The sequence below is a fragment of the Rhodococcus sp. H-CA8f genome, from assembly GCF_002501585.1.
Classification (GTDB): Bacteria; Actinomycetota; Actinomycetes; order Mycobacteriales; family Mycobacteriaceae; genus Rhodococcus_F; species Rhodococcus_F erythropolis.
The window spans coordinates 5,431,148-5,443,175 of the sequence record NZ_CP023720.1; the positions used below are offsets into that span (position 1 = coordinate 5,431,148).

Here is a 12,028-nt window from a genome sequence, read left to right on the forward strand (position 1 = left end):
CCCTCCCGCATCGGTAATCCGTCGGTAGTCCGTTCCCCAGTGTGACCCAGGAGGCCGACACATTCCAGGAAATTTCGTCAGTTGTCCGGCTGCAATCACCTCCCTGGTTTCGCCGGTGCCTTTCGGCCACGAGGTACGGAACAGACCACACGTCCCAGTCCTGTCCAATACAGCCGAAAAATTTCACCGACCTTTCGACGGATATATACCGGAAAGAAAAACCCGAAATTCTTGAACAAAGACCGCTTTCAGGTATTCATGATGAACGCGGCAGCGTTACACTCGTACAGCAAGTGACACTCGGGCCGGTGACGGTTGACTTATGGTGTCGAATCTCGAATTACAAATCAGACAGAGGTCGAAAAGAATTGAATCACCGATTCAGTGCACGCGGGGAAGACTCACACTTCGGGGGATCGAGAAAGGCTGACTGTGCCATGAGTATCAGAACTCGATACATCCGAACTCCGTGGATCCGAAAAACGGCGAAATATTCCTTCGAGACCATCTGCTTCACCCTGGCCGTGATTGTCGCGGCCGCACTGATCGCCGCGTACAACACACAACCGCGCTCCGCGCCGACGTACACGCCGGCCTCGTTCTCGGCGAATCCTGAATCTGCAGCGCTGCCCTTCGACATTCCACCCAAGTCAGCACTGAACGGAAAGTTGGTTTTCGCTCACTACTTCCCGCCCTATCCGGTTTCGATCGACAATGCGAATCCGTCTGGCGATTACTATGCGACACAATATCTTACGGTCAACGGCGAGAACAACAAACACGTTCGCTACGGGGGATTCCTCCGCGATCGGCCGACACCGCGGCAACCCATCGCCGATACGCAGTGGCGCCAACGCGACCTCGAAAACGAAGTTCGTTCGGCAATCGCCGCGGGCATCGACGGATTCTCCGTCGACATCATCGCCAAGGCAACCGACACCAGTTGGTGGGGTTCCACCGTGCCCACCGCCCTGATCAAAGCGGCCGCAGCAGTCGATCCGAATTTCAAGATCATGCTCATGCCTGATATGAACGGCGCGTTCAAAAACATGACCGCAGCTCAAATGGCAGCAGAGATGAAACCGTATTCGACCATGGCATCATCGTTCAAATTGAACGACGGACGGCTCGTGATATCTCCATTCCTTGCCGAAAACAAGACAGCGGGCTGGTGGTCGGAGTTCATCACTCTTATGAAGAATTCTTACGGCATAAATGTGGCATTTGTTCCGGTTTTCCTCGACGCTGCAGCCAACCGGAATTCTTTTGCATCGATCAGCTACGGGATGTCGAATTGGGGTAATCGAAATCCGTTAGGAAATCCGCTCTCGGGATCGAACCCGAACTCTCCGATGGGACTTGCCGCTGCCGCTCACTCCGTGGGAAAGATATGGATGCAACCAGTCGCCTTCCAAGATGTTCGTCCAAGTCAGTCGATCTACGACGAGGCACAGAATTCACAGAATCTGCAGAACATGTGGCAGATTGCGATTGCGTCCAACAGCGAATGGGTACAGCTCGTCACCTGGAACGACTACAGCGAGGGAACGTCGTTCGCGCCCAGCGTCGGCCATGGGCGTGCGTTGCTCGACATGAGTTCCTACGGGTTGTACAGCTTCCGCACCGGCGCCTCACCCGCGATTGTTCGCGACACCGCGTATCTCATCTACCGCAATCAGTCGGTCTCCGCGGTCCCCGTCAATCGCTCTGCTGCCCCTATGACACTGCGCCAATGGTCGTCCCCCGCTCGCGATACCGTCGAAGTCCTTTCCTTCTTGACGGCGCCGGCGGTCGTCAAAGTAACGGTGGGAACCACGACAACCACCTGCAATGCCCCGGCCGGGATGAGCAGCTGCATAGCACCGTTGAAAGTAGGTTCCATCAAGGCTTCTGTCGTTCGCGGCACTACCGAGGTGTCCCGGGTGAGTTCGCACGCTGCGGTAACGGCCACCCCGTACAACCAGAATCTCGAGTACCTGGTTGATTCCAGTCGAAGATAGCGGTGACGACGAAGATCGGGTCAGTCCGTCGACTCACCCGATCTTCGTTGCGCCATCGGTTTCGGCTGCAATTGGTAACTCGGGCAGCGATACCGCCCCCGTCCGCTCCACCTTCACGGCCAACGTCACCGCGGCGGCCAGTGCTGATACGCCCGCTCCGATCCAGTACAAAACCGCGAACGAATGCAGGGTCGGCACAGCGCTCGCACCGATCACCACCGTTGAACTGGCCAATACCGCTGCCGCAACGGCGCTTCCGGTGGAGGTACCGACCGAACGGAGCAGGCTGTTGAATCCGTTGGCCGAGGCAGTCTGATGGATCGGCGCAGATTCGGTGATCAGAGTCGGCATGGCCGCCAGCGAAAATGCCACACCGGCCGATACCACGGCAGCGCCGATCACGATATTGACCAACGTCGGCGCCAACAGCACACGCAGGACATATCCGATTGCAATGACGATCGCACCCGACGCCAACGTAGCCTTCGCTCCCCATCGCCTCGTCACTTTCGACGACACCGGCGCCAATCCGATCATCAGGACTCCGCCCGGCATCATCGCCAGTCCGGCTTCGGCAGCCGAGAGTCCGAGACCGTCCGCCGACGCCAGGGGCAACTGAAGTTCCTGCGTTGCCGCCAACGCGCTGATGAACATGGCAAAACCGAGTAATACTGCGCAGACGTTCGAAACCAGAATCGGAGCGCGAAGGGAAGTCCGCAGATCGACCAGCGGTGCCGGCGTGTGCAGTTCCCACGGAATCCATCCACAGAGCAAGACCACGCCGGACGCGATCAGAACCAGAACCTCGGGGCTTGCCCAGCCCCATTCGGTTCCTTTCGAAACGGCCAGCAGCAGTGCAGTCATAGCGAGCGTGAGGACTGTGGCTCCCAGAAAGTCGAAGCGTCCGCGACTCTTCACAGTCGATTCCGGCACCACCAGCGGCAAGACGACTATCAGTACGACCCCGAATCCACCGGTGACCCAGAAAAGCGCGGGTAGTCCCCAGTGCGCCGAGATCACCCCAGCCATCGGCATACCGAACATGCCACCGATCCCCAACGTCGCACTCATGAGAGCTACTGCACCACTGAGCTTTTCCGGAGGAAGGACATCGCGCATGATGCTGATTCCGACGGGCAGAAGTGCCGTCGCGAACCCCTGCAACGAGCGCCCGAGGATCAGTAACCAGAAACTCTGGCTGAGCGCAGCAACCATGCAGCCGACGATCATCACGGCAAGACAGACGAGCATCATCGCGCGCTTGCCGAACATGTCGGCGAGTCTGCCGATGAGAGGGGTTGCGACGGCACCGGTCAGCAACGTCGAGGTCACCAGCCAGGAAGCGGTGGACGACGATACTCCCGATGCCGTCGCGAACGCAGGCAGGACCGGCACCACCAAGGTCTGTTGCAGCGCGACCACCACACCGCTCAGACTCAGGACGCCGACGACCCACCCGGTCCGCGCTTTCGCGCGAACAGTCTTGTCCGTCAAGCGTTCGAGCGAGCGGCTACTCCGGCGTCGACAGGAACCACGATGCCACTCATGTGGGCACTCGCGTCGGCGGCGAGGAACAGGACTACTCGCGTGATCTCGAAGGGATCCAGCCAACCGACCGGCTGCGCATGCAGAGTCGCGTACACGGGTTCGACGTCGTCTGCCGTCGGCGATTCGAGGTCAGGCCGCATCATTGCGTACATCATGTCGTTGTGAATCATCGGCGTCGAGATGTTTCCCGGTGCAATAGCATTCACGGTCACACCCGAGTTGGCCAGTTCGAGCGACACACTCTTCGTCAAACCGATGACGCCCCATTTGGAGGCGCCGTACGCCGCCATCTGGGTGCCACCTGATCGACCCATCATCGAGGAAATCGTGATGATGCGACCGTAACCACGTTCCGCCATTCCACCTGACACGGCCGCAACGGTGTTGAACACACCGGTCAGGTTCGACGAGATGACTTCGTTCCACTGTGCCGACGTCATCGACGTGATCGGAGCGGGCACGGACACACCGGCATTCGCGACGGCGATGTCGACACGGCCGAACTCGGCTTCAGCGCGGGCAACGAGCGCGTCCATTGCTTCGCGATCAGCAGTGTCCGCCTTGACGGCAATGCACCGACGACCGGTGGCTTCCACCAAACGAACGGTTTCCTTCAGATCCTCCTCGTTTGCGAGGGGGTAGGCGACGACATCACTGTTCTCGCACCGGTCGCAGATCACGATGTCCGCGCCACGCTCCGCGAATGCGACAGCGTGGGCGCGCCCCTGACCGCGCGCGGCGCCGGTGATCAGTGCAACTTTTCCTTCGAAGCTGCCTTCGAGGCTGTTCATGCCGTCTCCTAGTTCGTTGTATGCAAGCGTGCGCTGTACTGCATGCGTACTCCGAACCCGCCCGAAAGAAACAGTCGATCCCGGACAGCGGGAATCCAGCCGATCACTGGTAAACGGCGGTCTCGAATTCCAGGTATCCGTTGATGGATCCAGCGTCCGCGAACGGCAGAATCTGCGTTGCCCAGAACCCGCCGACGCCGGTCTGCCGGTCGATCCAGTAATAGAGGTTGGCAAGACCCGCCCAAGCCAGCGATCCGGCCGGCCTACCGGTGGGTGCCACCTCTTCATTTGTCATGAAGGAGTATGCCCATCCCTTGGGTACACCGGGGAAGAATTCCGCATCGTTGGACAGCGTCGGGAGAACTCCGGGCAACACCCCCACGTGCTGGCCTTCGAGCCCGTTCTGAACGGCTGCAGCTACCGTCTCCGGCGACAACACGCGACCGGATGTGCCCGCGCCGTCGTTGAGCCACATACGAATGAACTTCGTGTAGTCGCCGACAGTGCCGTGCAAACCGTGGCCACCCATGTGCACCTCGGGTTCGGCCGGAAGCTCGAATCCGATGAGCGGAGTGAGGCTTCCGTCGCTCTCGCGCTGATGGATCGGCGCAAGTCGATCCTTCATCGACGGGCTCATCGTGAATGCCGTATCGGCCATCTCGAGAGGTTCGAAGATGCGCTCACGCATGACATCGCCGAGTCGCTGACCTCGAATCGACTCGACGACCTGGCCGGCCCAGTCGATGTTGGTGCCGTACTCCCACTTCTCACCCGGGTCGAAGAGCAGCGGTGTCGTGAGCGCCGCTTTGCTACACGTGATCACGCTGGGCTGCCCATGTTCCTGTGAGAGCCGGTTGTACGACTCGTTGAAGAAGTCGTAGCCGAACCCTGCAGTGTGAAGGAGCAGCATGCGAGTGGTGATGTCACGCTTGGGTTCTCGAAGAACGGGGTTTCCGCCGGCCTCGAAACCGTCCAGGACCTTCAGCTCACCGATGTCGGGAACATAGGTCGCTGCTGGTGCATCGAGATCGAGCAACCCCTCCTCCACACATTGCAGGACAGCGGTACCGGTGATCGCCTTGGTGGTGGAGAAGAGCGCAAAGGTTGTATCGAGGGTCATCGGAACGCCGGAACCGAGAGTCCGCTCACCCGCAGTACCCTCGTAGATGTTCCCTTCTCGATCCGTGATCATCGCGACCACACCCGGGACGCGATCAGCCCCCTGAGTTGCTCGCGCCAGCACGTCGTCGAGGCGCTGCTTCGAAAGGGGCTTCCGCGCAATATCTTCGATCGTCACTGCATTTCTCCATCCGACTTGCAACTTGTCTTGTCGAACAGAATGTAACGGCGATCACACACCCAGCTCTACCTCGAAACGGCAGGAAAACTGTCTCGTTTCGGCAGAACCGGGCAGAGTCTGGAGTCAGCTCTGGGGCGCTCCGATATTCACCAGCCAAGAAATGCCGAATTTGTCTGTACAGGCGCCGAATTCGTCGCCCCACATCTGCTTCTCGAGCGGAACGCTGACCGTACCCGTTCCCGACAGTTGCTCCCAGTACCCGCGCAGCACATCGCCGTCGTCGCCGCTGAGGCTCACCGTGATGTTGTCGCCGGGGTTGTACGGCATGCCGGGCGGAGTGTCGGCACCCATCAGGGTGTATCCCTGATCGGTTTCGAGCATTCCGTGCATGATCTTGTCCCCGCCTTCGCCGGGATTGCCGAACTCACCGAACGTGCTCAGCGCCAGCGTGCCACCGAAAATGCCCTTGTAGAACTCCAACGCTTCACGCGCGTTACCGTTGAAACTGATGTACGGATTGAGTCGAGTTGCCATGACGTACTCCTAGCTCGTGGGATTGCTGTCACGTTCGATTTCAATCCTTGCAGAACGCTCCGACACGAAACAACGGATCATCGCAGTTCATCGAGTGCGTAAACCGATCGTCATGACCGTTCAAACAACTGTCCTCAGAGTGGGTTCCGAGTCTCGGAAGGCAACTCTCCGAACCGTTTCCGGTAGGCGGCCGCAAACATGCCCAGATTGACGTAGCCCCAGGCGTTTGCGATTTCGGAGACGGTTCTCCCATCGGAACGCAACAATTCGCTGCGTACCCCCTCCAGTCGACGCGCGCGCAATCGTTGCCCCGGCGTGGTGTCTCGGTACCGTCGAAATCCCGCAGTGAGCGCCCGAACACTGACACCCACCGCAGCCGCGATCTCGGACGCCGTCGGTACCGAGCGCGCGAAGGTATCGATGTACTCCTCCGCCGATCGCACGTATGCCGGTTCGGCGGAGGCGACGTCGGCGCCGAGTTGCAACCCGGCCTGCGTCGCCCACTCGTCGAGAAGCTGAGCCGTGATGAGTTCTTGAACCCTGGCGCCCAGCCTTTCACTCGACATCGCGTCAGGCGACTCTGCAATCGCGCGAACGACGTAGTCCATCAATGCGAGCCAACTCGAGCCGCGCCCGCCGATGGTGCACTTGTGCCGCCACAGACGATCGTCGGGAACCGCCCCGTACCACTGCTGGGCGTGGTCGGCGACAAGCTGATGCGGCACAGTGAGATTCAGCTGCAGATGATCCTCGTCGAATTCGACGAAATAGTCGGTCCGACTACAGTCCGCGACAAAGGTCTCCCCCACGGCAGTATTTGCCGCAGCTCCCCGGCCAAGGGCATGTCGGCCGTTGCCTCTGATCGTCGTCAGAACCAGAATGTTTCCGGCCTCAGGAGAACATTCACCGACAGAGACCGGAATGCCGTAGCAGAATCGGGTGACGTCGATCTTGCCCACCGCCGCCGAGTACATGTCCGAAGCCGGCTTCAACCGACTTCCGATCGGCGTGACCGTATACGGCATGTAGATGTTGTCGGACCATTCCTTGATGCGGTCCCAGTCCCGAGAAAAGGCCTGGTGATGCTGCATAGTGGGCCGGCCGGCCGCGTCGATGAGCAAGGCATCCTCGAACATGGTTCGAGTATCGCACCAGGGCCCGGGAAGGTCACGAAAAGTGAGCTGACGCGGTCTATGGCTGTACGGCGGCAGATCGTGTTGCAGCAAAAAGCAGCGAATCCACCGCGGTCCCCCGGATCACCATGTGTGCCCTCATCCGCCCCTCCTCCACCATTCCGATTTTGGTGAGCACCGACGCCGACGCCGAGTTCTCCGGACGACACGTTGCCTGCACGCGCTGTGCTCCAAGGCGAGCGAAGGCGAGTCCCACGACCGCGCTCCCTGCCTCGGATGCATAACCTCGTCCTTGAAACTTCGGGTTCACGACAAAACCGAGTTCCGCCCGCCGGTGCGCGACGGACACTTCCCACACAGCTACCGAACCGATGACCGTTCCATCAGCCTTCGACGTGATGGCCAGGGTGAACGTGCGACGTTCGACGAGCTCAGCTTCGAGTGCCGTGTCAGCCAGGAATGCCCTGGTCATCGCAGGGGTGTTCGGCCCCCAATCAACATATCTACAGACGGCAGGGTCGGACGCGTACTGATGGACGGCATCTTCATCCGCGGCAGTGAAATCTCGAAGAACAAGGCGTTCCGTAGTCAACGTGAACATCCAGCGATCCTAGAGCGAGCCCGAAAGCACCTCTTGACTCGAACGCATGTTCGAGTATGATTCGGGGAGGGGATCGGGGGATTCAATGAGTGTTCTGTTGTCGGATGTGGTGTCGGGTTCTGCGGTGGGGTTGCGCGGACGACTGTGGCGGTTGTCTGCTTCTGAGTTACGTGCCGCTGCGGTGTCGGCGAGCGCGGAGATTCTGCGGCTCGAGGCCGTTCGGGTGGCGGTGGTCGACGAACTCTCGATGCGGCCCGATGATCAGTTGATCGCCAGCCGCGGTGTCGGTACCTGGTTGGCGGCGAACACGATGCTGCAGGTTCGGGACGGGAAGAAGATCGCCGCCCTCGGTGCAGCGCTACGACCGTTTCCCGCGGTGACGGCCCGGTTCGACGTCGGGGACTGCTCCTTCGAGCACGCCGTGCTGATCGTGGCGTTCTGCGAATCACCACCGAAGGGAATGCCGGACGAAGCGCTCCCTCGCTGTATCGACCTACTGTTGGCTGCTGCTTCCGGTGTCGAGGCCACGACCACGAAGGTCCGCAACGTCATCGCGACCTTGGAGCGCATTTTCGAATCCGATGAGATTCCGCCCGCCGAAGATGAGGATCGGAACGAGCTCCGCATCGCGTCGACATTGAACGGCCGGGTGGTGGTGCGCGGAGATTTCGACGCCCTCACCGGCGAAATGTTGTTGTCGGCGTTGTCGAATCTGACGATGCCCACCCCGGCACCCCATGGAACCCCCGATGCCCGGTCGGCAGCGAAGCGGACCGCGGACGGGTTCACCGAACTGATCCGGCGTTACCTGGACTGCGCGAAGACCGGTAACGATGGTGGCCAGCGTCCGCACGTGAACGTGCACATCAACGCCCGCGATCTCGCGGAGCATCGGGACTGCGCCGCAACACCCGCTGCTCCTGATGGTGGAGCGGCTGTGTCGGATCTCGACGTCGGGCATATGCCCTGGCTCGGACCACTGTCCGTCTCGCAGACCAGACTCCTCGGGTGTGATTGTTTCCTGTCGACTGTTCTGCTCGATGATCACGGCGCGCCCTTGGATGCGAGACCCGGGAAACGGTTGGTCACCGCGGAGCAGCGAGTGGCGTTGATCGCCCGCGACAGAGGCTGCGCGTTCCCCGGCTGCACGTGTGTACCGGCCTGGACCGATGCGCACCATATTCGGCACTGGGCGAACGGCGGGCCGACGGTGATGAACAACCTTGTCCTGCTGTGCCGTTCACATCACCGGCTGATGCACCGCAAGTCCGGGTTCGTCGGGAAGTGGGTGATCCGGATCGGGGTCGACAACAAACCGTGGTTCATCCCACCACCCTCGATCGACCCGCAGCGGCATCCGCGGCCGGCGAACACCACATTCAAAACCTGAGGTAGTACTCCTCGGGCACAACAGAACACGGGCCAGCACCGCATCGAAGGAAACCTCGGTGCGGTGCCAACAGGCCGTGACGCTTGATGAAGCTGTGCTCACAACGATCAGCGAGTCAGAACAAGCCCTGATGTCGGAACGCCCGTTCCCGCAGTCACCAGTACATTCTCGACGGAGTCGACCTGGTTGACCGAAGTACCGCGGATCTGCCGAACTCCCTCGGCGATACCGTTCATCCCGTGGATGTATGCCTCGCCGAGCTGTCCACCATGGGTGTTGATCGGAAGCTTGCCTCCGAGTTCGATTGCGCCACCGGCGATGAAGTCTTTGGCCTCTCCCCTACCGCAGAAACCGAGTTCCTCGAGCTGCATCAGAACATAGGGCGTGAAGTGGTCGTAGAAGATCGCCGTCTGCATGTCCGACGGGCGCAGCCCACTTTGTGACCAGAGTTGATCGCCGACAAGGCCCATCTCCGGTAGGCCGGTCAAACCGTCGCGGTAATAGCTGGTCATGATGTATTGATCTGCCCCGCTGCCCTGTGCGGCGGCAGCGATAACGGCGGGTGTGTTCTTCAGATCTTTGGCTCGTTCTGGCGAGGTGACGACGATGGCGATGCCGCCGTCGGATTCCTGGCAGCAATCGAGGAGATGCAAAGGTTCAGCGATGAATCGCGAGTTCTGATGGTCCTCGAGGGTGATCGGTTTTCCGTAGAAGAACGCCTTCGGATTGGTGGCTGCATGCTTACGGTCCGCGACGGCGATTCGACCGAAGTCCTCGCTGGACGCTCCGTATACGTGCATGTATCGCTGCGCGACCATCGCGACAAACGATGCGGGAGTACCCAATCCGTGAGGATAGGAAAAGGCGTTGTCCGTTCCCGACGAATTGACCTGCGCCACAAGGCCGGAGTTCACCTGCCCGAAACGCGCACCCGATCGCTCGTTGAACGCACGGTAAGCGACGACGACGTCTGCGACGCCAGTGGCGACCGCCATGGCCGCCTGCTGAATCGTCGCCGCAGCGGCACCGCCACCGTAGTGAATACGACTGAAGAACTTGAGGTTCGGGATACCCACCGAACGAGCTACTGCCACTTCGGTGTTGGTGTCCATGGTGAACGAGGTAAGACCGTCGACGTCGGCGGGTGTCAGACCGGCGTCGTCCAACGCGGCTTGAACAGCCTCGGCGGCCAGTCGCAGTTCACTGCGACCGGAGTCCTTCGAGAAATCCGTGGCTCCGATTCCGACGATCGCGGCCTTGCCGGACAATGCGCTCATTCAATGTCTCCGTTTTCAATGTCTCCATTCGAGCCCGACGCCGGAAATGCCAGTGTGACCTGCGCAGTGATGTGATCTCCCAGACTGTTCTTGCCGACCACCGCGAGCGAAACGAGATCCTCGTCGTAGGAGGTCACCGTGCCGGAGAGCGTCAAAGTGTCGTAGGCGTACCAGGGGACCCCGAGGCGCAGCTTGATCGACGTGAGTACTGCCCGCGGTCCTGCCCAGTCGGTCACGAATCGCTGCACCAGGCCGGTGTCCGTGAGGATGTTGACAAAAATGTCTTTCGAGCCGCGTTTCTGTGCGAGATCACGGTCGTGGTGAACATCTTGAAAGTCGCGGGTAGCGAGCGCTGCCGAGACCACAAACGTCGGGTCGCCGTAAATCGAGAGCTGCGGAAGAACCTCTCCCACAGTGATATCCGTCGTCAAAGTCATCGTCACTCCTTCCCCGCTGAAACCGCAGGAACCGCCGAAACCGCAGAAGCCCCAACCGGCTGCCAGGCGTACAAAGTCCAGGGAGTTCCCCCGGTCTCGTCGTCTCCGGGGAAGTCGAGGTAGATCGCCTCCACCTCCATTCCGATCGACACACTCGAGGGATCGACGCCGCGCAATTCGCCGAGCATCCGCACACCCTCAGGCAGTTCGACCAGGGCAACGACGAACGGCAACGACCGACCAGGAACCTTGGGCGCGTGGTGAACGACAAAACTGAAGACCGTTCCCCGCCCTGACGCGACCACGTAGTCGGTCTGCTCCGACTTGTCCTTCCAGATCGCGGGCACGGGTGGGTGCTGCACCGAACCATCCGCACGCAGTTGAATACGCAACTCGTGTGCGGCGACACCGTCCCAGAAGAACTGTGTGTCGAGAGACGCCGTCGGGCGCAGCATCCGAGATGCGTCCAGGTCCGCAGGTACGTCAGTGGAGGGACGCTCACTTACCGGCGGCGCGAACTTCAAGATCCGGAACATCATCTCCGAGACCAGTTCTTCGCCGACCCGCCAGAAGCTACGGGTAGTGAAGAACCACCCTTCACCAAGACCTGTCTTCTTCGGTCCCACTACGTCTTCCAACACCGAGGAGATGGTGACTTCTTCACCCGGCTTCAAATAGCGGTGGTAGATCTGATCGCAGTTGGTCGCGACGACGGACGTGAATCCGGCCTCGTCGAGAATGTCCGTCATCCGGCCCAACGGATCGTCGGCTTCTCGAATTGCCCCCAGACCGCGCATCGTCCATACCTGCGCCATCGCCGGCGGCGCGACTATTCCGTCGTGTCCGGCGGCGCGGGCGGCCGATTCGTCGACGTAGATCGGGTTCTCGTCACCGATCGCCTCGACCCAGTTGCGGATCATCGGCAAGTTCACGGGGTCCCGGCCGGCGCGAGGAGCGCTTGGCCCGTCCTCTCGAACCCGCTCGGCAGCAGTGAGAATGGGATCTGACACGATTTGT

11 protein-coding genes are annotated in these 12,028 nt (G+C 60.5%); 2 read left to right on the top strand and 9 right to left on the bottom strand.

Annotated features, from left to right (window positions below):
• Positions 1–41 precede the first annotated feature (41 nt).
• Positions 42–2,000, top strand: a complete 1,959-nt coding sequence (locus CPI83_RS25245) for a glycoside hydrolase family 71 protein (protein ID WP_232816803.1) — start codon at positions 42–44, stop codon at positions 1,998–2,000.
• A 33-nt stretch (positions 2,001–2,033) separates the two neighbouring features.
• Here the strand turns inward: CPI83_RS25245 and CPI83_RS25250 are convergent, their stop codons facing one another.
• From CPI83_RS25250 to CPI83_RS25275, 6 genes are all read right to left on the bottom strand, one after another.
• Positions 2,034–3,494, bottom strand: a complete 1,461-nt coding sequence (locus CPI83_RS25250) for an MFS transporter (RefSeq protein ID WP_047890316.1) — start codon at positions 3,492–3,494, stop codon at positions 2,034–2,036.
• Positions 3,491–4,339 (bottom strand): mycofactocin-coupled SDR family oxidoreductase, encoded by an 849-nt coding sequence (locus CPI83_RS25255; protein WP_019746862.1) that lies wholly within the window; start codon positions 4,337–4,339, stop codon positions 3,491–3,493. The genes CPI83_RS25250 and CPI83_RS25255 overlap by 4 nt, the downstream gene beginning before the upstream one ends.
• Before the next feature lie 103 nt (positions 4,340–4,442).
• Positions 4,443–5,582 carry a serine hydrolase domain-containing protein gene (locus CPI83_RS25260; RefSeq protein ID WP_232816940.1) on the bottom strand — a complete coding sequence of 380 codons (1,140 nt, stop codon included), beginning with the start codon at positions 5,580–5,582 and terminating at the stop codon, positions 4,443–4,445.
• Between the two features lie 180 nt (positions 5,583–5,762).
• Positions 5,763–6,173, bottom strand: coding sequence for a VOC family protein (locus CPI83_RS25265; RefSeq protein ID WP_003945857.1), 411 nt, complete (start codon positions 6,171–6,173; stop codon positions 5,763–5,765).
• Positions 6,174–6,307: 134 nt separating this feature from the next.
• Positions 6,308–7,309, bottom strand: coding sequence for an AraC family transcriptional regulator (locus tag CPI83_RS25270; protein ID WP_019746859.1), 1,002 nt, complete (start codon positions 7,307–7,309; stop codon positions 6,308–6,310).
• Positions 7,310–7,364: 55 nt separating this feature from the next.
• A complete protein-coding gene (locus CPI83_RS25275; RefSeq protein ID WP_097387894.1) occupies positions 7,365–7,907 on the bottom strand; it encodes a GNAT family N-acetyltransferase in 543 nt (180 codons plus the stop codon).
• Between the two features lie 85 nt (positions 7,908–7,992).
• Here CPI83_RS25275 and CPI83_RS25280 point away from each other — a divergent pair, with 85 nt between their 5' ends.
• Positions 7,993–9,297 (top strand): HNH endonuclease signature motif containing protein, encoded by a 1,305-nt coding sequence (locus CPI83_RS25280; protein ID WP_097387895.1) that lies wholly within the window; start codon positions 7,993–7,995, stop codon positions 9,295–9,297.
• A 107-nt stretch (positions 9,298–9,404) separates the two neighbouring features.
• Here the strand turns inward: CPI83_RS25280 and CPI83_RS25285 are convergent, their stop codons facing one another.
• The 3 genes from CPI83_RS25285 to CPI83_RS25295 are packed head-to-tail and all read right to left on the bottom strand — an operon-like array spanning position 9,405 to position 12,024.
• Positions 9,405–10,574 carry a lipid-transfer protein gene (locus CPI83_RS25285; protein WP_019746856.1) on the bottom strand — a complete coding sequence of 390 codons (1,170 nt, stop codon included), beginning with the start codon at positions 10,572–10,574 and terminating at the stop codon, positions 9,405–9,407.
• Positions 10,571–11,011, bottom strand: a complete 441-nt coding sequence (locus CPI83_RS25290) for a MaoC family dehydratase (RefSeq protein ID WP_020968404.1) — start codon at positions 11,009–11,011, stop codon at positions 10,571–10,573. The genes CPI83_RS25285 and CPI83_RS25290 overlap by 4 nt, the downstream gene beginning before the upstream one ends.
• 2 nt (positions 11,012–11,013) lie before the next feature.
• Positions 11,014–12,024, bottom strand: a complete 1,011-nt coding sequence (locus tag CPI83_RS25295) for a bifunctional MaoC family dehydratase N-terminal/OB-fold nucleic acid binding domain-containing protein (RefSeq protein WP_051295953.1) — start codon at positions 12,022–12,024, stop codon at positions 11,014–11,016.
• Between the last annotated feature and the right edge of the window lie 4 nt (positions 12,025–12,028).

Bases quoted from the DNA above. Each gene is read 5' to 3' on its own strand.
- CPI83_RS25285 (WP_019746856.1), bottom strand. From the start codon at position 10,574: ATGAGCGCATTGTCCGGCAAGGCCGCGATCGTCGGAATCGGAGCCACG.
- CPI83_RS25255 (WP_019746862.1), bottom strand. From the start codon at position 4,339: ATGAACAGCCTCGAAGGCAGCTTCGAAGGAAAAGTTGCACTGATCACC.
- CPI83_RS25270 (WP_019746859.1), bottom strand. From the start codon at position 7,309: ATGTTCGAGGATGCCTTGCTCATCGACGCGGCCGGCCGGCCCACTATG.
- CPI83_RS25275 (WP_097387894.1), bottom strand. From the start codon at position 7,907: ATGTTCACGTTGACTACGGAACGCCTTGTTCTTCGAGATTTCACTGCC.
- CPI83_RS25290 (WP_020968404.1), bottom strand. From the start codon at position 11,011: ATGACTTTGACGACGGATATCACTGTGGGAGAGGTTCTTCCGCAGCTC.
- CPI83_RS25265 (WP_003945857.1), bottom strand. From the start codon at position 6,173: ATGGCAACTCGACTCAATCCGTACATCAGTTTCAACGGTAACGCGCGT.
- CPI83_RS25280 (WP_097387895.1), top strand. From the start codon at position 7,993: ATGAGTGTTCTGTTGTCGGATGTGGTGTCGGGTTCTGCGGTGGGGTTG.